This is a genomic window from Blastococcus sp. SYSU DS0533 (assembly GCF_054050775.1).
This window is the reverse complement of the sequence record NZ_JBJGZZ010000014.1, coordinates 68,744-89,907: the sequence shown is the minus strand read 5'-3', so window position 1 is coordinate 89,907 and position 21,164 is coordinate 68,744. Positions and strand designations below refer to the sequence as shown.

Sequence of the window (21,164 nt, the reverse complement as noted above, 5' to 3'; positions counted from 1 at the left end):
CATGAAGAACAAGAAGCTCGTCGTCATCGGACAGGGGTACGTGGGCCTGCCGCTTGCCATGCGGGCGGTGGAGGTCGGCTACGACGTCATCGGGCTGGAAGTCGACGTCAGCCGCATGGATCGGCTGGCGGCCGGCGACTCCTACGTCGAGGACATCCCGTCGCAGCAGCTCCAGTCGGCCCTGGCGACAGGTCGCTACCGGCCCAGCCACGACTACGGCGCAGCGAAGGACTTCGACGTCGCGGTCATCACGGTCCCGACGCCGCTGCGTGAGGGCAACCCCGACCTGTCCTACATCGAGCAGTCCGGTCGGACGCTCGCCCCGATGCTGAAGGCGGGCGCGACGGTTGTCCTCGAGTCGACGACGTACCCCGGGACCACCGAGGAATTGCTGGCCCCCATTCTTGAAGTGGGGTCGGGCCTGGTGGCGGGACGCGACTTCAGCCTCGGTTACAGCCCCGAGCGCATCGACCCCGGCAACCCCGTGTTCGGGCTGGTCAACACCCCCAAGGTGGTCTCCGGGATCGACGGCCCGTCGTCAGCGGCGGTGAAGGCCTTCTACGATGACATCGTTGAGCAGACGGTTCCCGTCCGGTCCCCGAAGGAGGCCGAGCTGACCAAGCTGCTCGAGAACACCTTCCGCCACGTCAACATCGCGCTGGTGAACGAGCTGGCGGTCTTCGCCCACGGCCTGGGCATCGATGTGTGGGAGGCCATCGACGCCGCGTCCACCAAGCCGTTCGGGTACATGAGGTTCACCCCGGGACCCGGGGTCGGCGGCCACTGCCTGCCAATCGATCCCTCGTACCTGTCCTGGCAGGTGAAGCGCACGCTGGGCCAGCCGTTCCGCTTCGTGGAGCTGGCCAATGACGTCAACGACCACATGCCCGACTACGTGGTCCAGCGCGTGACCGAGCTGCTCAACCGGGAGCGCAAGGCCGTGAACGGATCGACCGTGCTCCTGGTCGGTCTGGCCTACAAGAAGAACACCAGCGATGCCCGCGAGTCACCTTCGGTCCGGGTGGCTCAGCTGCTTGCCGCTCTCGGGGCCGACGTCCGCTTCGCCGATCCGCTCGTCGATCTCGAGGTCGTGCAGCTGCACGAGCCCCTTCCGGCGCAACAGGTTGACCTGGACGAGAAACAGGTGGGCGCCGCCGACGTCGTCGTCCTGTTGGTCGACCACGACGTGCTGGACCTCGATTCGCTGAGCGAGGCCCTCGTCCTCGACACGCGGCGGACGCAGCGTGACCCGCGCTGGAGCGTGCTGTGAGCGGCGAATCTGTCCTGGTCACGGGCGGGGCCGGCTTCATCGGCGCGAACCTCTGCCGCCGGCTGTGCGAGGACCCCGACATCGCAGAGGTCCGCGTGCTGGACGACCTCTCCTCAGGTTCCCTGAGCAACCTGGAGGGACTGCCGGTCCGAGTGCACCAGGGCTCCATCCTTGACACTGAGGCGCTGGACGCCGCGACGGCCGGCTGTAGCCACATAGTCCACCTGGCAGCCGTCCCCTCCGTGCCCAGGAGCATCGTCGACCCGGTGCGCAGCCACGAGGCGAACGCCACCGGCACCCTCCGCGTCCTGGAGGCCGCCCGTAGGCACGGCGGGCTCCACGTGTCCCTCGCGAGCTCCTCGAGCGTGTACGGATCGAATCCGGCCATCCCGAAGTCGGAGGACCTCCAGGCACGTCCCATGAGTCCGTACGCCGTCTCCAAGCTCGCCGCAGAGCAGTACGCGATGGCGTACGCCCAGTGCTACCAGCTGCCAGTGCTGCCGTTCCGCTTCTTCAACGTCTTCGGCCCGCTCCAGGCGGCTGGGCACGCATACGCGGCTGTGGTGCCCGCATTCGTCAGCGCGGCGCTGGCAGGGAAACCGCTCCAGGTCTTCGGAGACGGCCACCAGACGCGTGACTTCACCTTCGTGGGCACCGTCGTGCAAGTCCTCCGCGCAGCCGTCGTCGGTTCCGTCACCGCAGGGCCCACCAACTTGGCGTTCGGCACGCGGACGTCCCTGCTGACCGTGATCGAGCTGCTCGAGGCGGAGCTGGGGCGGAAGCTCACCGTGGACCACCTCGAGCCGCGTGTCGGCGACGTCCGGGACAGTCAGGCGAGCAGCAGCCAGGTGCAGTCGCTGTTCCCGGACGTCGACGCCGTCCCGCTGGCGGACGGCCTGCACCAGACGGTTGAGTGGTTCCGGACGCTGTGAGCGCCAAAGCGTTGGAGCACCGGAGGGGCGCGCTTCCGGAAGGACATCGATGAGGATTGCCGTGCTGGTGCCCACGATGGGCGGCGGCGGAGCGGAGCGCCAGATCCAGCTGCTCACCGAGCACCTCCCCGCGTTCGGCCATGACGTCTGCGTCATCACGATGCGGTCGCTGGGTCAGGGGAGCGTCGAGCACCCCTTGCCGACCGGCACTCAGCGGATCCGGCTCGACTTCACGGGCCGCCGACTGCTGACCAGCCCCGCGAAGCTGCGCCGCTTCCTTCGCACCTGGCGGGCTGACGTGCTTCTCGCCTTCAACGAACCAGCGGTGCTCGCTGCGCGCGTCACGACCGTCGGCAGTCACCTTCCGCTGATCTCCTCCGTCCGGACGTCCGCCCTGCCCAGTGGGCTGCGTCGTCTCCTGATGCGGATCAGCCGACGGGCGGATGCCGCGACGGTGTTCAACTCCTCCCAGTCGCTGGAGAAGTACGCCGCGGCGGGCCTCAGCGATCCACAGCGGTCGCAAGTGATCCACAACGCCCTCGCAGACACCGTCCCGGCGACGGTCAGGCCGAGGCAGGCGGCCAGCCCCTTCCGATGGATCGCGGTGGGCCGGCTGACGGACGCCAAGGGCTACGACCTGCTGGTCGAGTCGATGTCCCAGCTGATCCAGGCCGGCCAGCTCGCCACCCTGGACATCTTCGGTGAGGGTCCGGGCGCCCAGGCACTGGAGCGCCTGATCGAAGACAGGCAACTGGGCCACGCGATCCACCTCCGCGGTTTCACCTTCGACTGGCACAGCTCCCTCGACGACTACGACGGCTTCGTCCTCAGCTCGCGGTGGGAGGGCTCCCCCAACGCTGCTCTGGAAGCCCTGGCGTGTGGCATGCCCATGGTCGCCAGTGACGTCGGGAACCTGGCCGAGCTCCTACCCGAGGACCGGTTGGCACCGCCGGGAGACAGCGCCGCGTTGGCTGAGCGCATGCGCGTCCTTATGGGCACCGACGCGGCGCTGCGCACCGAGGAGGCATTCGCGGCGCAGCAGGCGACATGCGCGCGCCACGGCCTCCCTCCGGTGATGCAGCAATGGCACGAGGCGCTGCAGCGCCTCGTCGAGGAGAGATCCCGCGGGACGCTCCGCTGATGGAGCGGAACCGGCGAGGACCAGTTCCCGGACGGCCCGCCTCGAAGCTGCTCCAGGCGACAAGGCGCGCCGGGTTCACCATGGGCGCCTCGCGGCTTGTGGTCGCCGCGTTGGGCATTGCCGCCGCCCCGCTGCTCACGCGCCTTCTCAGCCCGGTGGAGTACGGGACGTTCGTCCTCGTTATCACCGCCGTATCGATCGGTTCCACTGTGCCGTCGCAGTGGGTCAACGCGGCGGTGCTCCGCTTCGCGCCAATGGAGGATCCCAGTCGGCTGCACCGGGCGACGGTCACCGCCTGGCTGCGCAACGCTCCCGTCGTAGCGCTGCTGACAGGTGCCATCGCTGCCGTCACGCTTGGTAGCGCATGGCTGACCGTCGCCTTCTGCGTCGCCTACGCGCTCGCGGAAGCCGCCTTCACCACCAGGTGGATCCTCCTGAGAGCCCGCATCCTCCCGCGAGCATTCGTCGTCGCAGGCGTGCTGCGGAACGGTTCGTTCATCCTCATCGTCGCCCTGATGGCTGCACTCGCCGATGACGTCCAGCTCAGCTGGGTCCTAGCCGCGATCCTGGCCTCGAGCCTGTTGGCGACGGCGTCGACGTGGCGGGCCTTGTCGCGGCCCCACTCCCGGCGCGCGGATCTGCAGCCCTGGTGGCAGTACGGCCGCCCGCTCATCCTCAACTACGGGCTCAGCCTCTCGATGCTCTACGTCGACCGGTTCATCCTGCTGGCGTCGCGCGGCAAGGAGGAGGTTGCCCTCTACGCCCCGACGTTCGACATCCTGTACGGCGTCGTCACCCTGGTGACGGGTCTGGTGGGCCTGGTCGCCGTCCCCAGGCTCTTCGCCCAGCTAGAGGCCCACGCCCGGCAGACGCATCTGCGCTTGCTCCGCCGCCGGGCGGCCCTATCGAGTGCGGCCGTGTGCGTTCTCCTCTTCGCAGCCTGGCCGGCGCTCTCCGTGGTGATGATTGGAGAGGACCTCCGTCTGGGTGACCCCCTGACGGTCGGGCTGCTCATCGTGGCGTTCGGCTTGACGGCCTATCGCTACCAGTACGTCAACATCGTGGCTCAGCTGCACCACAACACGAACGCGCAGACACGCGTCACGGCCCTCGCCCTGGCAACGAGCGTGGCCGCCAACAGCGTCTTGATCCCTTCCTTCGGTCTGCGTGGTGCCGCTGCCTCGGCAGCCCTGTCCGCTTCGGTGGCCGTGCTCGTCGGGGTCTGGGCGAACGCCCGGTCGCGCCCGAAGCACGCGCAGCGACGTGAGGAGCCACACCCTACGGCGAGATGGGAGGCTGCCTCGCATGGTGAGTAACACGTGGGACGGGCGGCTGACAGCCGGGCAGCTGACTGGTTCATTCCCGCTCTTCGCGGGCGGGACGAGCGGTCCGTTCTACGACTTCGCGACTGCCATGGCCGCGCTCCCGGCTGGCAGGCACGAGCTGGATCCGCTGGCGATGCTGGGCGTCGCGACCAAGGGATACGCGTTCGGCGATCGGACGATGGTTCAGGGGCTGTCGCGGCTGCCCTTCATGGCCCGCGTGGACGCCAGCACCGGGGAGGTCCGCCAGGCGGCCGAGCCGAGTCATGTGGCAGCCGAGGAGTGCAGTGCGCCCCCTCTGCTCGAACTGCTGTCGGAGGAGCTGCAGCAGGCGCTCTCTGGCCGGGCACGGGTCGGGCTGCTCCTGTCCGGTGGCATGGACAGCCGGATCGTCGCCGGCATCCTGCACAGGCTTCAGGCGGCTGGTCGTGTCTCATCCGAGATCGTCGGCGTGACATGGGGGACGTCCGACTCCCGAGACGTCGTCTACGCCGAGTCCCTGGCCCGTGTTCTCGGCTGGCAGTGGCGGCACATCGAGCTGACACCGGCCCTGCTGCGGCGGAACCTCCTGCTCATGGCGGACGCTGGCGCCGAGGTTTCGCCCCTGCACCTGCACGGTCTGCCCGACGTCGCTCAGATGGATGACCTGGACCTGGTTGTCGCAGGCACCTACGGGGACTCCATCGGCCGGGCCGAGTACTCCGGGAGGCACATCTCGGCCCTGCCAGCGACCAAGCCGCGGGTCGTCGATCCCTTCGGAGCCTTTCCAACCCTCAACACCCGGTCGCTGCGCATGGCCCTGCGCAAAGAGTCGACCGCGTGGCGACCGTCAGACGGGACTCGAGAGGAGTGGCAACTCCGGGAGCTGGAGCAGCAACGGCACTACTTGCGCCGGCTGCTGCAGGTCACCATGTCGTCCGCGCTCCATCCCCTTCCGCTGTACCAGGCGTTCACCTCGCCTCCGGTGTACTCGGCCATGTGGCAGCTCCCGCCACAGCAGCGCGGCGACTTGCACTACCGCACGCTGCTCGACGAGCTGCACCCTGCCCTGAGGGACGTCCCGTGGTCCCGCACAGGCACGCGGTACGACGGAGTCGGGGACACAAGTGTCGATCGCCTGCGTTCGAGGCACCACAAGTACGGCGAGTGGCTGCGCGGCGAGACCGGTTCGACCGTCGAGTCACTGATCCTGGACTCTCCTCTGGCCAGGAACAAGGCGTACGCGCGCGCACTTCGGGCGGGACTTCGCAACTGGCGGAGGACGAAGACCTCCGACTACACGAGTCTCGATCTGCTCTTTACGTGGCTCGCTTCGCTCGGCAGCATGTCGAACCGCTACGCGCTCGACGTGCCGAGCGCGCCTTCTGCGAGAACGTCAGTCTCCCCCGTAGGTCGCGCATACCGGACGGCCTACCGGCTCGCCAAGGACCGCCCGGCCACCTGAGACAGCGCAGTAGCCGGTGCGCGATCCCTCAGCCGGCCTGACCGCGCCGTTAGCTCAGCCTCGGGCGCTCTGGCAACGGTCGTCCCTTGAGATGTCCAACGGCACGCTCTACTACCTCATCTGAGTCCACCCAAAACGGCAGGTAGAGCGCCAGCGTCATCGCGCTGTAGACGAACAGCTGCGCGCCGCCCGACCAGCCGTAGGTGGTCGCCAGGACCAGCGAGACATGGAAGGCGATGCCCAGAGCCGCTGCAGGCAGCCGGGTATGGCGGAACCACAGCGCCACCGCCAGTCCACCCTCGATGATGATCGCGCCGGCCGAGGCGATGACCACCAGCCACATGGGGATCGCCACGTCCCCGAGCAGGACAGACCTGTCGGTGGCGCGGGCGAGCACGTCGCCGGACAGGTAGGTGCCGTTGATCTTCGTGACGGCAGCGAAGGCGTAGACGATCGTGAGCTGCGCCCGCAGCAGGAAGACGTGCCAGCGGTCGTCGAACATCGACAGGATCGCCCCGACCAGCACCATCAGGTACAGGTGGTGGTTGAACAGCGGCCCGGCGACGACGCTGGCGCTGCCGACGGCGGCGATGATGAACGCGCCGACCTTCCAGCGCGGTGTGACCAGCAGTGCCGTCCCGACGAGCCAGGTGGCGAGCAGCGGCAGCGCCAGGTCGGTCCGGTCGGGCAGGCGAATGGCGAGGTCGACGGCCTTGACGCAGGCGATCAGGGCAAACGCGTAGCGGAACAGTCGCAACGGGTCGCTCACGCCGAGTACATCTGCCACGAGATCGGGAACATGCCCGTGACCGTCCAGCCCTCCTGAGCGATCCGCAGCACGAACAGCGCCAGGGGAACAAGCACCTGGACGGCGATGAACGCGATGACCCAGCCCTTGCTGCGCAACATCGGCCGACTGTACCGCTGTTGCTAGCCCGTTGTGGGCGGTATGCGGCAGGCGGCGGTGCCGCCGGGCATCCGGTACCGGTTGCGGCTGACCCAGCCGTACACGACCCGAGACAGCGGTCGGACGGGACCGGCGACGATGACCCTGCCGACCACGGCGAGCAGCCCGCCGCAGGCGATGAGGGCGTAGCCGATCGCGGCGGCACCTTCCCGCGGCGCCTGCCCAAGCTCGAGCCAGTAGGCCGCCCCGGTGACCTGCTCCTCGCTCAGCCCTACAGCCTCCAGCGACGGCAGGAACTGCCACGAAGTTGCCTGGAACGCGCCGCCGGCCCGTGCCTCGATCCACGTCGCCGAGGTCGTGCAGAACCCGCAGTCCCCGTCGAAGATCAGCGTGCTCACCGGGTGAGCATAGGCCGCGGGGCCGCTCCCCCGGCCAGGCTCGATCTCCGCTTCGGCGACTTCGGCGACTTCACCTCCTGCGGCTCGGTGTCCCACATCAGGCTGGTCACGATCAGCAGCGGCAGCACCAGCGGCCGGGGGTAGAAGTAGGTCGCGCTCAGGCACGTGCCGATGAACGTGACGAGGACCGCGGCCCCGGCGACGGCAGCGACGGGCGCCCGCCTGAGGCTCTGCGCGACGGTGACGGCGACGCCGAGCACGACGATGAGCCAGCCGAGGGCCCCGGACATGCCGATCTCTCCCCACAGCAGCAGCGGGACGATGTGTACGCCTAGGTCGAAGTCGCTGCTGCCGCGGTACAGGCCCGGCCCGGTGCCCAGCAGCGGGCGCTCTCCGATGAGCCTCCATGCTTCGCCGGCGAGCGTGATCCGCAGGTCCGCGCTGCCGACCCCAGCGGCCCCACTGTCGGACAGCGGCGACACCACCCGGTCCAGGAACCGCTGCCCGAAGCCACCGCCAGACCCGATACCACTGTCGATCCCTTGCAGGCCGTACCAGAAGCCGACGATCGCCAGGCTCAGGGCGGCGAGGACCTTGACCCCCGAGTTGCGCTGCGCGCCGCCCTTGCGGACTAACAACCGCATCAGCGCCAGGACCCCGACGCCGGCGACGGCCACGATCGCTCCGGACCCTGCTTGAGTCACGACGACGCCGAGCGCCAGCACGGCAACGAGCACCCCGCCGCGCAGGAACGACAGGTGGCCGCGGACGACGAGGTAGTAGACCAACGGGATCGTCATGGCCGCGACCTTCGCCAGCTCCCCTACGCCCGTGAACAGGCCGGGGCGGGCTCCGCCGCTGCCGACAGCATCCATGACGCCGAGTGCCAGAAGCTGCGAGTAGGCCGCGGGCACGAAGGTGAGCAGCGCCATGCCGACAGCGATGGACGTTGCGACGCCGTAGACGAACGCTTTGGCCGTAGTGATTCGCCGCTCGACCGGGAGCAGCGCCAGCACTCCCGGAATCGTCATCAGCACCAGCCAGTACTGACCGGCCAGTGACCCGATATCGAGCAATGCCGCGTCAAAGCGCACCAGGCCCGACACGAGCACGCCACCGACGATGAACATTCCCGCGAGCCGGAACGGTAGCCCTGGCCGCTCTGACGTGCCGGGTTGTGTTAGGCCCCGGCCGATGAGCAGCAGACCGCCCATGATGATCAGAACGTCGCTGGCGCTGATCCCAACGCCTGGTACGGGTCGGACGCGGACGAAGGCCGCCAGGAACACTCCGACGACGAACGTCCGCCACGCGAGCCGCCCCGCAAGCGGCTCCGCCCTGGCTGTCACGCCCAGACAATAGGACCCGCCGTGGGGTCGTTGGTGACGACATCCTGACGGGCATCCGTCCCGGCCTCTTCATACCGGAGTCGATCTACGTCCAAGGTGAGCACGTGGTGCCACTGCTGCTGTGGGCGGAGACCGGGATCCTGCCCCGTCTGGGCTGGATCGTCCTATTGTTGCTGTTGCGGCGGTGGCCCTGGCGAGTCGCAGGAAGGCCCCTGTCGCGGCGGTGTGGGTCCTCGTCGTGCCAAACGCGTTCGCCGGCACCAACTTGACCACCACCTACATGTACCCCCGGGGCTTCCTGCTGCCGCTCATGCTGGCCCTCTCTGGTTCCGCGACCGGTAGGTGACGGTGGTCGACTCCGAGGACTTGCCGCCGAAACCCGCCGCACGACCCGCTGGACCGGGTGGGTCCGCTGCACCGAGCCGGCGCCTGTCCGACCGCTCGCTGTCATCCGTCGGTACTGGGTCGGGCGTTCGGCGGGCAGAAGCGTCGCGGTTGTGACATGGCAACTCGAAGATCGATAGATCAGACGGGTCCTCGTGAACGGCCAGAGCGCTGGGAACGGCGCGGCCTCGCGAGCTGCGGCGAAGGGAGGTTGACGTAGTGCTAGTTGTGATGACCAGAATCCGCCGAAGGTAGGTACCGGACCGAGCCTGCGCGATATTGTCCACGCGTTCGTGTCTCCGCGCCGAGGACGGTCTCACCTCGAAGGTGACTAGACGCGGCCGTTGCAACTTCGTCGTGAGCGCCTTGAGCCACTCTCAGTCCCTCCAGCTCCGCTCGAGCAGCGTCACCTAGAGCAGGCGTCAGGCGTTAGCCGCTCCACTGGTGGCGAGCGGGGCTCGGGGGCCGCACCCGCTACCGTGCCCGTGTGCGGATACTCCACGCTGTCACGGCGCCGGGGACAGCGAGGGCCTTCCTCGCCGGTCAGCTCTCCGATCTCGTCGACAAGGGCCATGACGTCCACCTGGTGTGCTCGCCAGGGGAGGCGCTGGCCTCCATCGACCCACGGGTGAGGATCCACGCCGTGGCCATGCGCCGCGAGCCGCAGGCGTGGCGCGATGCGCTGGCGCTCGTGCGCCTCGTGCGCCTCCTGCGCCGCATCCGCCCCGAGGTCACCGTCGTGAGCACGCCCAAGGCCGGCCTCCTGGTCGGCCTGGCTGCCGCCCTCGCTAGAGTCCCGCGCAGGTTTTACCTCCAGCGCGGACTGCGACTGGAAGGAGCCACCGGCGCGACACGGCTCCTGCTCACTGCGCTGGAGGTCGTGAGCTGCCGAGCCGCACACCACGTCGTCGCCGTCAGCCCGAGCCTTGCCGGCGAGCTGAAAGAGCTGCGGGCGGTGCCGAGCGAGCGGGTATCCGTGCTGGGTCCCGGCAGCAGTAACGGCGTGGACTGCGAGCGCTTCCGCCCGCCCATTCAGGAGGCGAGAGCTGCCGCACGGGAGAGCGTCGGCGCGCCACCGGACACCGTCGTCATCGGCTTTGTCGGCAGACTCACCGCGGACAAGGGCCTCGAGGACCTGCTCGCCGTGGCCGGAGGTGTCGGCCGGCGGGCAGACGTCACGCTGGTCGTCGTCGGGGACTTCGAAGACATCAGCCTGAGGCAGCAGTACGAGGCTCGACTGGCGGCGAGCAACGTTCACGTGACGGGGTTCGTGAGCGACACGGCCCCGTGGTACGGAGCCATGGACGTCCTTGTGCTACCGACCCGCAGGGAGGGCTTTCCCAACGCGGTCCTCGAGGCTGCAGCGAGCGGCTTGCCCGTCGTTACGACCGACGCCACCGGCGCACGGGACAGCGTAATCGACGGCATCACCGGTCACGTGGTGCCCCGAGGCGACGCCGAAGCACTCGACATGGCGCTGCGTGGTCTCGTGGACAATCCCGGGCTCCGGACCGACATGGGCGCCGCAGCACGGGCCCGCGTGGTGCGTGAGTTCAACCAGCGCGTCGTCTGGGACCGTTACGCGCGGCTTTGGACCACTAGATGAGCTCGCCGGAGGGCTGCAGCGACGCCCGCGGACGCCCGCCGGAGCTCGCCATCACCAGGACCGGCGGCCATGGCCGCGAGTTCTCGACATCGTCACGGCGATCAACAGCATGACACCGACATGGACGTTCGTCGGGTTCCTGGATGACGTCCGCCCGGACCCGTCACTCCTGCCGCAGCGGGCGGCGACGTGGCTGGGCCCGGCCTCGGCGCTGGCCGACATGGACGTCCGCTACGTCGTCAGCATCGGCGACTCGACTGCACGAGCCGACGTGGACCGCCTGGCCAGCGGCTGGAGGCGTGAACCGGCGACCCTCGTCCACCCGCGTGCCTCCGTCGGCTCCGACGTCGAGTCTGGGTCCCGGGGTCGGGGAAGAACCTCGACACCCACGTCCCACCCCCGTAGACGAGTCGATTGGTAAGAACGATTCACTAGGCGCGGGCTACGGCACCTCGACGAGCTTGAGCCCGTTGGACACCGACTGGACGATCTGCTTCAGGTTGACTGATCCTGTTACGCGCAGCAATTTACCGGCTACACCCTCGCCGCCATACCTTCCTGCGATGGACCGTCTCAACGACGAAGGCAGGGCCGTGCGCGGTTCCACGGTGCTGCTTATGGGGGGCACGTACAAGGCCGATATCGCAGGCGAGCGAGAGTCGCTGGCTGCGCCGCTCGCAGAAGATCTGCTGGCTATGGGGGGCCGACGTGCGTTTCCACGACCGGTACGTCGCCACCTGGCACGCAGCCGAGCACGGGGAGGCTGACCGACTGCCCAAGGTGGAGCCGGATCTCCGGGATGCGGCCGAACGCGCCCATGCCGTCGTCCCTCCGCAGGCCCACCGGGAGCATCTCGGCGGCGCGCTCGACGGGATCCGGACCTTCGACACCCGCGGCGTGCTCGAGGGCGAGATGGTCGAGTTTTTGTGACGTAGCGGCGGGCCGGTCTACGGCTGACTCGCCAGTCAACAGGTGGGGTTGGTGGGGCTGGGGAGCCGGAGTCCCTCGCTGGCTCAGCTAAGGAACGGTGCATTCCGCCTACCGTCGGGCGGACGGCAGTAGGCAACGAGCGGGGGACCGGTGGGTAAGCACGGCCATAGCGCGTCGATCGACGCGTTCGACCGGGAGAAAGCACCCAAGTCTGAGGAGCAAGCGCCGGAGACCCACCAGCGGCGGCAGCTCCGTAGGGCTTTGATTGCGCTTGGCGTGAGCGTCGCATTCCTTGTCCTGCTGGGGACCGGAAGTGCGTGGTACCTGACCAACCGCTACGCCGGGAACCTCGAGCGGGTGGACGCCTTCGCCGGCCTCGACGAGTCCAAGCGCCCGGCGGCGCCCACGGGTACGACCGCTCCGCTTACCTTCCTCGTCGTCGGGTCGGACACCCGTGCGGATGTGCCGGCAGGGGAGGCTCCCGACGGTCGCTCTGACGTGATGATGCTGGTCCGCATCACCGGGGACCGGCAGAGCGCGCAGGTGATGTCTCTGCCGCGGGACTCGTGGGTCAACATCCCCGGCTATGGCCTGAGCAAGCTGAACGCCGCTTACGCCTACGGCGGGCCCAGCCTGCTCGTCCAGACGGTCGAGGGACTCACCGGCGTCCGCATCGACCACTACGCCGCCATCGACTTCCAGGGTTTCGTCGAGATGACCGACGCGCTCGGCGGGGTCGACGTGCAGGTGGCCGAGACGACCACCAACGGCCCGTACACGTACGAGGCCGGCCTCAACCACCTCGCCGGCGAGGAAGCGCTCTACTACGTGCGGCAGCGCTACGGCCTTTCGGGTGGGGACTTCGACCGGGTGAAGCGCCAGCAGGCGTACCTGCGGTCGATGTTCGCCAAGGTGTCGGAGCAGAACGTGCTCACGGACGTCGGCGCGCTCGACAGCTTTTTGATCGCGTTGACCGACGCCATGGCGGTCGATGAGACGCTGTCCAACACCGCCCTGCTCGACATGGCGTACGACCTGCGCGCCCTCCGGCCCGGCGCGGTCACGTTCCTCACCGCGCCGGTTGCGGGCACCGGTCGGGAAGGGGCGCAGAGCGTCGTCTACCTCGATGCCGGCCGCTCCGAGCAGATGTGGCGATACCTGCGGGAGGACTCGCTGACGCAGCACGTCGGCGAGTTCGCCGTCGACACGCTGCCTGTCGTCCCGAACTAAACCGGCACCGGCGGCAGGCGGTCGATGCGGACCGTCTGCTGCCGGGCGCCGGCGATCTGCCGGCTGACCCCCATCAGGATGGCTCGAAGAGCCGCCGCGATCTCGTCGACGACGCGGCTGTGCAGTTCCGCCCCGCCGTGGACCGGGTCATCGACCTCGTCGGAAGAGCGGGCGCGGCGCAGACTGCGTGCTGCCGCCAAGGCCTCGGCCAGCGCTCTCCCCCGCTCGTGGGGGAGTACCCCTGCCAGTCTGTGCGGTGGGAGGTCGGCGCACAGTGCTGCCGCCTCCAGCAGGGTGAAGGTCTTGCGCAGGCATCGAGGATCCAGCGCCAGCGCCGCCTCCCGGTGCTCGGCGGTCATGGTGAGCACCAGGTCTGCCCACCCCAGGTCCGCCGCGGACAGTCTCCGGGCGACGTGCTGGTCCGCGGGTACCCCGCGCCGTTGGAGAGCGGCGACGGTGAAGGGGTGCGCCGCCCGCCCGGCGGGGGCGCGGGTGCCTGCGCTACGGGCTTCCACGGTGAGACCCAGATGGCCCGCCGGCCACGCGCCCGCGAGCACGGCGGCTGCCGCCGAGCGGCAGATGTTGCCGGTGCAGACGAACAGCAACCTCATAAACCAGTGTTCGGCAGCGGCTCCTCGCACCTTGAGGGTTGCCCGTGACGAACCATCGGACGGTTCGATCGCCCTGTGATCGAGGAGCCGCTGCGGGCCATCGCGAGGCGCGGGAGACTCGCTGTGATGTCTCCCGTCCCCGCCGGCTCGGCGTTCACCATCTTGCTGGTATGCACGGGCAACATCTGCCGCTCCGCGCTGGCCGAGCGGCTCGGCCGGGCCTATCTGGACGACCGGCTCGGCGAGCGGGCATCCGATGTTCAACTCGTCAGCGCCGGCACGCACGCCGTCGTCGGGTCGGCCATGCATCGGGACAGCGCGTTGGTCCTCCGTGGCTACGGAGCCGAACCCGGCGGCTTTCGTGCCCGCCAGCTCGACGAAGTCACCGCCGGAGGCGCGGATCTCGTCCTGACGATGACCCGCGCCCACCGTGCTGCGCTCCTCGAGCGCGCTCCTCGCGCTCTCCAGCGCAGCTTCACCCTGCGTGAAGCCGCGGCCCTCCTGCCGACCGTGACCGAGCGTCCGCAGGGGCCGGATCTCCCCGGACGCGCCCGCGCCTTGGTCGCCGCGATGGCGCGTGCGCGTGGACGTCGGCCGAGCGGCGAGCACGACGACATCCGCGATCCCATCGGGCTGCCCCCGGAGGTGCACGAAGAGGTCGGCGAGCTCATCGCGACCACGCTGCTCGTCGTCCTCGATCGTCTCGTGGCACTCGGCGGGGACGAGCAGGACGTGAACTCTGCCGCCGATGCTGCGATGTGGAGTGGGGAGGCGCTCCGCGGCGCGCGGTGAGCCGCGCCCGGTGTCGCTGCGGTCAGCGCGGGACGTCCGGGAGCGCCTCGTCGGCGAACTCGGCGGCGTTCTGCCCGAGGGAGTCGCTGCGGAGGTACTCCCACATCCGCTCGGCGGCGTTGCCGTCGAGGTATACGACGCTGGCCGGGCCCTCCATGCCGGTGCCCAGCACCGGGGCGGTGAAGAACTCGACGTCGCCCGGCGTCACGCCGCGCATGGAGTACGCCAGGCCCACCAGGTCCCCGTTGCTGAGGGTGTCGTCGACGCTGACCGCGCTGGTGATCGCCAGCATGGCCGCGTCGAGCTTCGGCGGGCTGGTGAAGGTCTCCGAGCTGAACAGCTTGTCGAACATGGCCCGCAGGTACTGCTGCTGCCGCTTCACGCGGTCGAAGTCCCCGCCGGGCAGGCCGTAGCGCTGCCCGAGATACCAGCGGGCCTCGTCCCCGTTCAGGTGGTTCATGCCGGCCTCGAAGGTGTACGGGCCGTTCTGCGTCGTCTCCGCGACGACAACGTCCACGCCGCCGAGGTCGTCGGTCACCTGGACCAGGCCGTCGAAGTCGATCGCGACGTAGTGGTCGATGCGCACCTGGGTGAGCTGCTCGACGGTCTGCACCAGCAGCGACGGTCCCCCGAACGCGTAGCTGGCGTTGATCTTGTTCATCCCGTGACCGGGTATGTCCACCCAGGAGTCGCGGGGGATGGAGATCAGCTGGGCGTGCTGCCGGTCGGCCGAGAGCCGGGCGAGCATGATCGCGTCCGAGCGGCCTCCGGGGGCGACGCCCTCCGCGCTCTCCGTCCGGGTGTCCGAACCGACGAGCAGGAAGGTCACCGGCTCCTCGCCGGCGTCCTGCTGCGGGGTGGCGGGCGCGGGGCGCGAGCCCTCGGGAAGTTCGGCGAAGACGTCGGAGACGCGGTCGATGTTGCCGGCCCACCGGTCGGCGAGGAACCAGAAGCCGCCGCCCACCACCAGGCCGAGCACGAGCGCCAGGACGCCCAGGCCGATGAGCACCCGCCGCAGCCCGCGGCGGCGGGGCCGGCCGGTGTGCGTCTCGTCAGCTCGGTCGTTGTCGGACACCAGGGGGAGGGGTGACGTGTCGCGTGTGCCGTGCCCCGGCGCGCCGTTCGCGTCGCTGCGCATTCCTCGGACCCCCGTCGTCGTCGAACCCGGACGAGGGTACGGCGACGCAGGTGCGGCAAGGGCGGTCCTGCCCCACGTGGGTGAAGTCAGGCGCGGCGGCGCTCGCCGTCCACCGGCGGGTTCCGCCTCGCGAGAGGTGCGTGGCGCCCGACGGCCGGGCGGCCCTGCGGCCGGGTTGCGCGTGGATCCGCGGCCACGACGTCCCGCCAGACCACGTCCCGCTCGTCGTCCGCGGGGAAGGCGAGGCGGGGGAAATCTGCTCCCTCACGGTCGAGGTCCGGTCCGCCGAAGCTCAGGTGCCGATCCAGGGCCGCCTGCCGCTTGAGATCGGCCAGGTGGATGCTGCGCCCGATCACAAGAGCGACAGCCAGGGCGACGACCACCCACACCGCGATGAGGACCAGCACCCAGCTCATGGGCTCTTCCTAGGTGTCGCCGGCTCGCCACCGGATCCGACAGGGATGGGCCGTTCCCGTGCGAAGGACTTACTGCCCCGACGGTACGCCTGCATGCCTGGTCAGGGGCGGTGTTCCGGGACTTTGCGGGCCCCCAAACCTGGTGGGCACGCGCGGTGACTCCGTATCGCGGTCGGCGCGCCCCCTACCGCTTCCGGGGGTGGCCGGCACCGCTCCTGGTGACCGGTAGCGCACGTGCAGCCGCCGCTTGACCGGCCGTCTCGGCTGGTCGCCTGACGGGACGACGAGGAGTGCAATGCCCGCTGGAGTAGAAGGCGCAGTAAGCGCCCCCTTATGGGCGCGGGGAGGGCCACTGGCGGGAGCACGCTACGCCCCCGCCAGAATCGACGCATGGACGCCTACATCACGCTCTCGACAACGATCACCGTTCCGTACGGAGACGACGAGGAGGAGAGAGTTGGCGCGGCCGTGACGCGCGTGCTGCTGGAGGGCATGAAGGTCAACACCATCCGCAGGGACCAGGGCGGCATCGCGCTGCACGTCGACCTCGGGCCACTTCCGCTCGACCAAGCTCCTGCGCGCTGCGAGAAGCTCGCCGCCTTCGTGAAGGAGGCGGCCGCCGAGGGCGTCCCGAACCACCGCGCTTCTTGGGCTTCCGGCATGATGCTTCGGTGATCTACATCGCGGGCGCCGGAGGCTTCGGCCGAGAGACCTACGACGCGCTCCTGGCGAGCTTCGACCAGTTGGCGGCCGGCGGTGAGCCCGACCCCGACGTCGCTTTCCTGGACGACGCCCAGGCCGGCGAGACGGTTCGGGGGCTGCCCGTGTTGGCCCCGGAGCAGGCCGAGCCTGGCGCGGAGTTCGTTGTCGCCATCGGCGATTCCGCCACACGCCGACGCGTGGTGGAGCGACTGGAGGTGGGAGAGTTGGTCCCGCGCTCGGTCATCCACCCCGGCGCCATCATCGCGCCGGAGACGACCGTGGCGCCTGGATGCGTCGTGCTGCCCTTCACCTACGTGTCGTCGTCGATCACCCTCGGGGCGCACGTTCATCTGGGCGCCGGCGTGACCATCGGTCACGACGCCGTGCTCAACGACTACGTGACGGTGTTCCTCGGCGCCAACATCGCAGGCGACGTCACGCTGGGCGAAGGGGCCACGGTCGGCGGTGCGGCCATGATTCTTCCCGGTGTCCAGGTGGGCGCTGGGGCAACGATCGGCGCCGGCTCCGTGGTGAGCCGCGACGTCGCGCCGGGCGCCACGGTGAAGGGCGTCCCTGCTCGCTAGGTCGGTCAGATGACGTACCAGTTGCCGGTGTGGGCGATGAACGTCTTGGACTCCCAGCGCGTCGCCATCGCCAGGGTTGCGGCGCCGTCGATGTTGCCGCCCGCCGTGGCAACAGTGATGGTGCCGGTGGAGGTGTTCTTCACCGTGAACATCCGCCCGGGGACCGCCGTCGCGCTCGGCAGCGTGACTGTGATCGTGCCGTACACGAGCAGGACGTCATCGGCCTCGGTGACGGTCGTGGACGTGCCGCTCTCGCGGGTGACGGTGTCCAGCCCCAGCCGCCGCCATCCGGTGTTGCCGGTGCCGGTGACCTTGCGGAACGCGGCGTAGGGAGCGGCGCGGCTGACGCAGATCGAACCTTCGGCGGCGGCGGTGTTGCCCTCGGGGGTGGCCGAGGCGGTGACGTAGATGCCGGCGTTGCCGAGCCGGTAGGACGGCTGCAATCCGCTGGGTGCAGCGATGCGGACCGATCCGTCGGCGCTGCGGAACATCAAGTAGGAGCCGTTGGAGTCCCTGACGACGTAGCCGCCGGTGGTGCCGGAGTACCCCACGCGGTAGTTGCGGCCGGCGGCGTTGACGGTGTAGCCGTTCGTGCCGTTCGTGCCACCGGATCCGCCGGGCGTGGCGTCGGAGTAGGAGTCGTTCAGCTCAATAATGGCGTCGGTGCCGACACCCTCGGAGAACGGCCCGAGCGTGTTGCCTTCGATGCGCGGGAAGCGGATCTGCGCGCCCGTCGTGGGCAGGGTGTCCCCCGCCTCGCCGAGCTGGATGCCGTAGCCGCCGTTACCCATGTAGGAGCCGCCGACGATGCCGGGCAGGCTGTTGCGGAGCAGCGCACCGTGCCCGCCGTTGCTGGTGCCCTCGCACTCGATGAGCCGAAAGGACGTCGCGTCGGTAGCCGTAGCGGAGTCGGCCACGACGAAGCCGTTGCCGTTGTTGCTGACACTCTCGCAGCCGTACAGGGTGATCAGGTTGCACGAGCCGCCGGGGACGCTGCCGGGATCGACGAGCCACCCGTCGGCCAGGCAGTTCTCGACGCGGACGTTGTAGTCCTTGGCGCGGGCGCCGTTGGAGAACACGATGCCGTTGTTCGCCAGGTCTTGGCCGTTGACGCGGAAGTTCATCAGCCGCACGCGGAAGCTGTTGATCCGCAGACGGGCGTCGGGGGTGGTGAGCTTGATGTAGGACTTCTCGCTGCCGCCCATGATCGTCATGCCGGTCCAGGGGGTGACGACCTCGGCGTTGAGCAGGATCGTGGCGTCGGGCAGGACGACGCACCCCTTGGACCCGGCGGCTACATCCCCGGCGGCGTCACACGCAGCCTGGAAGGCCGCCGCCTCGGCCGCCGCGTCGCCGCCCGCCCAGTCCGCCGGAAGGTAGTCCCGGACGTAGATCGGGGCGTTGGAGCGTGACACCAAGGCCGCCCTTACGGTCATCTCACGCTGATGCGTACCACGTCGCCCGTCACTGCGATGAGTCGCCTTCGAGAGGGCCCGCTACCGGCGCGGGGTGTGGCCGGCTCCACCGGTGCTGACCGGCAGCGAGCCGCCGCGCAGCCGCCGCTCGAGCGGCTTCTCGACCACCGTGAACAGCACGTAGGCGCTCGCGATCGAGCCGATCAGGGCCAGCACCGTCGCCCCGAGCGCCACCGCGAGCGTGGTCGGCATCAGCACGTAGTCCACCGCCCGGATGACCAGCTGGTGGGTGAGGTAGAAGGCGAACGACCACTCGCCGAGCTTCACCAGCACCGGGTGGCGGAACACCGACGGGCGCCCGTCCAGGTCTGCCTGCGCCGCCGTCGCGATGGTGAGCGCGAACGGGATGAACGGGATCGCCACCCAGATCAGATACGCCGGGGCGTAGGCGGCCACCACGTAGGCGACGGCGACCAGCGCCAGCGAGCCGCCCAGGCCGATCCGCCGGATCCGGCGCCCCTCCTTGATCCACAGCGCGATCAGGATGCCGAGGCAGAACTCCCACAGCCGCTGCACCGGGAAGATGAAGATCGCCCAGTCGGCCACCGTCTCGCCGTGGGTCAGCGGCGCCAGCACCACCGGCGGGACGACGACCAGCACGCAGAGCACCCCGGCCGCGATCCAGCGCGCCCGCTCCGAGAGCCGCAGCGCCTGCACGATGAGCAGCGGGAACATCGCGTAGAAGAACATCTCGCACGAGATCGACCACGTGACGCCGTTCCCGGCCCAGTAGTACTCGTTCTCGGGGATCCACGCGTGCAGGCCGACGAACGACGGCGCCATGTGCCACAGGAGCTGCCCGGTCTCCTCCGGCCGGGCGAGCGCGTTCAGCGGGATGAACGCGATGACCGCCACCCAGTACGCGGGCGCGATGCGGGCGAACCGCCGCCGGTAGAAGGGGCCCGCCTTGTCACCGGGGCGGTGGGTCCAGGTGAGCACGAAGCCGCTCAGGATGAAGAAGAAGCTCACCCCGGCCGCGCCCGGCTCCAGGAACGGGTAGACCGCGTCGCCCACCGGCGTGGTCTCGAACGTCGCGATCGTGTGCGAGCCGAACACCAGCAGGGCGGCGATGAACCGCAGTCCGGTCAGCGAGTCCAGCCGCGCGGTCGGCCGGGCCGGGGTCGGGCCCGACGACGACGCGCGCGGGCGGGCCGGGACGGCCGCCGGGCGGCGCGACTGCCGCTCACCCGCACCGTGCCCGGCCGACCGCGTGGCACCGCTGCGCGAGGTCGTGCCGGGGCCTGGTGCCGACACCGTCAGCCCTCCCGAGGTGCGCCGGGCACCTCGGATCGCTCGTCGACGCACCCGGGGAAGATCATCAGGCTCCACAGTAGGCGCTGCTCGGCGTCGCCGCCTTCCGTCGGGGAACACGGGACGTGAACAGCTCGTTTCCCCCTGCGTGGCGGTGACTCTGCGGTCACGAACTCTCGGTGGGTAACCTCGGGCCTTCCCGCCCGTGGTCACCCGGCGCGGGTTCGCCGCGCGCGAGCCGGCTGCCGTCCGGGGCGCTGCGGCGCCCACCGCGCCGAGACCAGGACCAAGAGGGAACCGAAGTGATCCGAGGACGCCGCCGGTTCCCGCTCGCCCTGGTGGTGACGGCGTCCCTCGTGCTGACCGCCTGCGGCTCCGAGGAGCCCGGCACCGGCGAGGGCGAGGCCCCGCACGCCACGGCCGAGCCGACGTCGACGCCGATCGAGTCCACCGCCGTCCCGCGGGCCGAGCTCGACCCGGTCCCGACGACGGGGGACCGGTTCACCACCTCCCGCTCCACGGGCGCCTCCCCTTCGGGCTCGGCGTCGCCGGACGCCGCCGCACGACCCGAGCAGGTGTGGAGCTACGCAGGCGGCGATCTCTCCGACTGGAGCGAGGTGCAGGCCGCCCGCCCGGAGCAGGTCCGCGTCGTCGAGGAGCCGGTGCGCCCGGGATCCGAGTACTCCGCCGCGTTCTCCGCCCGCCCGGGCGACTTCACCTTCGGCGTCGACACCACCATCCGCGGCGAGGTGCGCTCCACCATCGAGGAGGCCGGCGCCCCCCGCGAGGGCGACGTCCAGTGGTACTCGTGGTCGACGTACTTCCCCGAGGACTTCTTCTGGGACGGCGGTGACGAGTTCCTGATCTACACGCAGTGGCACCAGACGGCGAACGAGGGCTCGCCCAACGTCGACCTCTGGGTCACCGACGGGCCCGAGCCCGAGATCCGGCTCTCCGTCCGCGGGGGGCTGCAGGGCCGCGAGTCCGCCCAGTACGTCGCCACCTACGACCTCGGCCCGCTGGAGTTGGGGAAGTGGCTGGACCACGTCGTCCGCATCGAGTGGTCCACCGACCCCGACAAGGGGAACGTGCAGGTCTGGATCGACGGCGAGCGCGTGGTCAACGCCGTCGGGGCCACCCTCTTCGAGGGCCAGAGCGTCTACTTCAAGCAGGGCATCTACGCGGCCAGCAACACCCGGCGGGAGCACACCGTCTACTTCTCCGACGCCCGCTGGGGCGAGTCGCGGGAGAGCGTCGCCCTCGAGCCGGCGGGCGACTGAGG

General features: G+C 69.8%; 21 protein-coding genes. 12 read left to right on the top strand and 9 right to left on the bottom strand.

The window, feature by feature from the left end; translation table 11 throughout:
* Position 1: 1 nt before the first annotated feature.
* The 5 genes from ACI79W_RS15960 (at position 2) to ACI79W_RS15940 (ending at position 6,109) form a co-directional block, all read left to right on the top strand.
* The gene (locus tag ACI79W_RS15960) at positions 2-1,270 is read left to right on the top strand and encodes a nucleotide sugar dehydrogenase (protein ID WP_456563071.1); all 1,269 of its coding nucleotides are present in this window, start codon (positions 2-4) and stop codon (positions 1,268-1,270) included.
* Entirely contained in the window at positions 1,267-2,202 is a 936-nt protein-coding gene (locus ACI79W_RS15955) for an NAD-dependent epimerase/dehydratase family protein (RefSeq protein ID WP_456563070.1), read from the top strand. The genes ACI79W_RS15960 and ACI79W_RS15955 overlap by 4 nt, the downstream gene beginning before the upstream one ends.
* A gap of 61 nt (positions 2,203-2,263) precedes the next feature.
* Entirely contained in the window at positions 2,264-3,343 is a 1,080-nt protein-coding gene (locus ACI79W_RS15950) for a glycosyltransferase (protein WP_456563069.1), read from the top strand.
* An 80-nt stretch (positions 3,344-3,423) separates the two neighbouring features.
* Positions 3,424-4,659: a lipopolysaccharide biosynthesis protein gene (locus tag ACI79W_RS15945; protein WP_456563068.1), complete on the top strand. Its 1,236-nt coding sequence runs from the start codon at positions 3,424-3,426 to the stop codon at positions 4,657-4,659.
* The gene (locus tag ACI79W_RS15940) at positions 4,649-6,109 is read left to right on the top strand and encodes an asparagine synthase-related protein (RefSeq protein WP_456563067.1); all 1,461 of its coding nucleotides are present in this window, start codon (positions 4,649-4,651) and stop codon (positions 6,107-6,109) included. The genes ACI79W_RS15945 and ACI79W_RS15940 overlap by 11 nt, the downstream gene beginning before the upstream one ends.
* Positions 6,110-6,158: 49 nt before the next feature.
* On the opposite strand, the gene ACI79W_RS15935 is transcribed toward ACI79W_RS15940, so the two are convergent.
* The 4 genes from ACI79W_RS15935 to ACI79W_RS15920 are packed head-to-tail and all read right to left on the bottom strand — an operon-like array spanning position 6,159 to position 8,763.
* Positions 6,159-6,878: an HTTM domain-containing protein gene (locus ACI79W_RS15935; RefSeq protein ID WP_456563066.1), complete on the bottom strand. Its 720-nt coding sequence runs from the start codon at positions 6,876-6,878 to the stop codon at positions 6,159-6,161.
* On the bottom strand, positions 6,875-7,018 hold the full coding sequence (locus ACI79W_RS15930; protein WP_456563065.1) for a hypothetical protein: 144 nt from the start codon (positions 7,016-7,018) through the stop codon (positions 6,875-6,877). Before ACI79W_RS15930 ends, ACI79W_RS15935 begins: the two co-directional genes overlap by 4 nt.
* 21 nt (positions 7,019-7,039) lie before the next feature.
* The gene (locus tag ACI79W_RS15925; RefSeq protein WP_456563064.1) at positions 7,040-7,414 is read right to left on the bottom strand and encodes a thiol-disulfide oxidoreductase DCC family protein; all 375 of its coding nucleotides are present in this window, start codon (positions 7,412-7,414) and stop codon (positions 7,040-7,042) included.
* Positions 7,411-8,763 (bottom strand): hypothetical protein, encoded by a 1,353-nt coding sequence (locus ACI79W_RS15920; RefSeq protein WP_456563063.1) that lies wholly within the window; start codon positions 8,761-8,763, stop codon positions 7,411-7,413. Before ACI79W_RS15920 ends, ACI79W_RS15925 begins: the two co-directional genes overlap by 4 nt.
* An 871-nt stretch (positions 8,764-9,634) precedes the next feature.
* Here ACI79W_RS15920 and ACI79W_RS15915 point away from each other — a divergent pair.
* The 3 genes from ACI79W_RS15915 to ACI79W_RS15905 all read left to right on the top strand — a co-directional run bounded on the left by ACI79W_RS15915 (position 9,635) and on the right by ACI79W_RS15905 (position 12,913).
* Positions 9,635-10,753 (top strand): glycosyltransferase family 4 protein, encoded by a 1,119-nt coding sequence (locus tag ACI79W_RS15915; protein ID WP_456563062.1) that lies wholly within the window; start codon positions 9,635-9,637, stop codon positions 10,751-10,753.
* A 708-nt stretch (positions 10,754-11,461) separates the two neighbouring features.
* Positions 11,462-11,683, top strand: a complete 222-nt coding sequence (locus ACI79W_RS15910) for a hypothetical protein (RefSeq protein ID WP_456563061.1) — start codon at positions 11,462-11,464, stop codon at positions 11,681-11,683.
* A 276-nt stretch (positions 11,684-11,959) separates the two neighbouring features.
* Entirely contained in the window at positions 11,960-12,913 is a 954-nt protein-coding gene (locus ACI79W_RS15905; protein ID WP_456563060.1) for an LCP family protein, read from the top strand.
* Here ACI79W_RS15905 and ACI79W_RS15900 read toward each other — a convergent pair.
* Complete coding sequence (locus ACI79W_RS15900; RefSeq protein ID WP_456563059.1) at positions 12,910-13,524, bottom strand: arsenate reductase/protein-tyrosine-phosphatase family protein; 615 nt, start codon at positions 13,522-13,524, stop codon at positions 12,910-12,912. The two genes, ACI79W_RS15905 and ACI79W_RS15900, sit on opposite strands and share 4 nt — an antisense overlap.
* 126 nt (positions 13,525-13,650) lie before the next feature.
* Between ACI79W_RS15900 and ACI79W_RS15895 the strand changes: the two genes are divergently transcribed.
* Positions 13,651-14,316 (top strand): arsenate reductase/protein-tyrosine-phosphatase family protein, encoded by a 666-nt coding sequence (locus tag ACI79W_RS15895; RefSeq protein ID WP_456563058.1) that lies wholly within the window; start codon positions 13,651-13,653, stop codon positions 14,314-14,316.
* 22 nt (positions 14,317-14,338) lie between these two features.
* On the opposite strand, the gene ACI79W_RS15890 is transcribed toward ACI79W_RS15895, so the two are convergent.
* Together ACI79W_RS15890 and ACI79W_RS15885 are read right to left on the bottom strand one after the other, a co-directional pair.
* Complete coding sequence (locus tag ACI79W_RS15890) at positions 14,339-15,391, bottom strand: LCP family protein (RefSeq protein WP_456563057.1); 1,053 nt, start codon at positions 15,389-15,391, stop codon at positions 14,339-14,341.
* Positions 15,392-15,540: 149 nt separating this feature from the next.
* A complete protein-coding gene (locus tag ACI79W_RS15885) occupies positions 15,541-15,870 on the bottom strand; it encodes a hypothetical protein (RefSeq protein ID WP_456563056.1) in 330 nt (109 codons plus the stop codon).
* 390 nt (positions 15,871-16,260) lie between these two features.
* Here ACI79W_RS15885 and ACI79W_RS15880 point away from each other — a divergent pair, with 390 nt between their 5' ends.
* On the top strand, positions 16,261-16,545 hold the full coding sequence (locus ACI79W_RS15880; protein WP_456563055.1) for a hypothetical protein: 285 nt from the start codon (positions 16,261-16,263) through the stop codon (positions 16,543-16,545).
* Positions 16,542-17,156: a NeuD/PglB/VioB family sugar acetyltransferase gene (locus tag ACI79W_RS15875; protein WP_456563054.1), complete on the top strand. Its 615-nt coding sequence runs from the start codon at positions 16,542-16,544 to the stop codon at positions 17,154-17,156. Before ACI79W_RS15880 ends, ACI79W_RS15875 begins: the two co-directional genes overlap by 4 nt.
* A 5-nt stretch (positions 17,157-17,161) precedes the next feature.
* Here ACI79W_RS15875 and ACI79W_RS15870 read toward each other — a convergent pair whose 3' ends face one another.
* Positions 17,162-18,571, bottom strand: coding sequence for a hypothetical protein (locus ACI79W_RS15870; protein WP_456563053.1), 1,410 nt, complete (start codon positions 18,569-18,571; stop codon positions 17,162-17,164).
* Positions 18,572-18,652: 81 nt separating this feature from the next.
* Complete coding sequence (locus tag ACI79W_RS15865) at positions 18,653-19,885, bottom strand: acyltransferase family protein (RefSeq protein ID WP_456563052.1); 1,233 nt, start codon at positions 19,883-19,885, stop codon at positions 18,653-18,655.
* Positions 19,886-20,184: 299 nt separating this feature from the next.
* On the opposite strand from ACI79W_RS15865, the gene ACI79W_RS15860 reads away from it, so the two are divergent.
* Complete coding sequence (locus ACI79W_RS15860) at positions 20,185-21,162, top strand: polysaccharide lyase (RefSeq protein ID WP_456563051.1); 978 nt, start codon at positions 20,185-20,187, stop codon at positions 21,160-21,162.
* Positions 21,163-21,164 lie beyond the last annotated feature (2 nt).

Excerpts from the sequence above, each read along its gene's own strand:
- ACI79W_RS15960 (WP_456563071.1), top strand. The coding sequence starts at position 2 with ATGAAGAACAAGAAGCTCGTCGTCATCGGACAGGGGTACGTGGGCCTG.
- ACI79W_RS15945 (WP_456563068.1), top strand. The coding sequence starts at position 3,424 with ATGGGCGCCTCGCGGCTTGTGGTCGCCGCGTTGGGCATTGCCGCCGCC.
- ACI79W_RS15940 (WP_456563067.1), top strand. The coding sequence starts at position 4,649 with ATGGTGAGTAACACGTGGGACGGGCGGCTGACAGCCGGGCAGCTGACT.
- ACI79W_RS15930 (WP_456563065.1), bottom strand. The coding sequence starts at position 7,018 with ATGTTGCGCAGCAAGGGCTGGGTCATCGCGTTCATCGCCGTCCAGGTG.
- ACI79W_RS15900 (WP_456563059.1), bottom strand. The coding sequence starts at position 13,524 with ATGAGGTTGCTGTTCGTCTGCACCGGCAACATCTGCCGCTCGGCGGCA.
- ACI79W_RS15895 (WP_456563058.1), top strand. The coding sequence starts at position 13,651 with ATGTCTCCCGTCCCCGCCGGCTCGGCGTTCACCATCTTGCTGGTATGC.
- ACI79W_RS15885 (WP_456563056.1), bottom strand. The coding sequence starts at position 15,870 with ATGAGCTGGGTGCTGGTCCTCATCGCGGTGTGGGTGGTCGTCGCCCTG.
- ACI79W_RS15880 (WP_456563055.1), top strand. The coding sequence starts at position 16,261 with ATGGACGCCTACATCACGCTCTCGACAACGATCACCGTTCCGTACGGA.